Origin of the sequence: Mycobacterium simiae, assembly GCF_008370645.1 — a bacterium.
Taxonomy (GTDB): Bacteria; Actinomycetota; Actinomycetes; order Mycobacteriales; family Mycobacteriaceae; genus Mycobacterium; species Mycobacterium simiae_A.
Genome location: NZ_VTZN01000456.1, coordinates 1 through 726 on the forward strand (window position 1 = coordinate 1; position 726 = coordinate 726).

Sequence of the window (726 nt, forward strand, 5' to 3'; positions counted from 1 at the left end):
TCGCGTTCCGGAAATCCCGTTACACGTGGTCGGGACCATTCCCATCAATATCCCCATCACGTCGACGTTCACCGACACCGTTTATAGCGGGATGACGATTGCTGAGGTACCGTTCGGATTTACTGTCGGTATTGGTCCGGTGCCAGCGTTCACCGGCGTGATCAACGCCCTCACTATTCCGCAAATAACGATCGTCGGCCCCGTGCCCCCGCCACACGCCACCATCGGCGGGCCCAATACCGCAATCGATATCACTGGCTTCGCCAGCGTAGGCCCTGTGGATTGGACCCTATTAAGTATCGAAGGACAGCCTGGACTAGGAAACTCGACGGGTTTGCCTTCGTCGGGGTTTTTTAACAGCGGCACCGGCACTTCGTCCGGATTTCTCAACACCGGCGCCAGCAATTCCGGCTTCAATAACGTGAATTTCGGTAACTCGGGGGTCGGAAACATCGGGGCACTGCAGTCCGGCATGGCGAACCTGGGTAATAGCGTCTCGGGGTTGATGAACGCTAGTCCACTGGACCTGTCCAGACCGGCTAATCTTTCAGGTCTGCAGAACGTCGGCGTGAACCTGGCCGGGTTGTTGCGTGATGGCACCAACGGCACCACGATCAACATCGGCCTGGCCAACCTCGGCGGTTTGAACCTGGGCAGCGCCAATATCGGCGGATTGAACCTAGGTAACGCCAACGTGGGTGGTGACAACCTGGGCAGCGGCAACCG

At 58.3% G+C, this 726-nt stretch carries 1 protein-coding gene; it reads left to right on the top strand.

Translation table 11 applies throughout. The annotated features are described in order from the left end of the window. A partial coding sequence (locus tag F0Q45_RS28345) for a hypothetical protein (RefSeq protein WP_188113195.1) occupies nt 1-726 on the top strand: 726 nt, incomplete at both ends.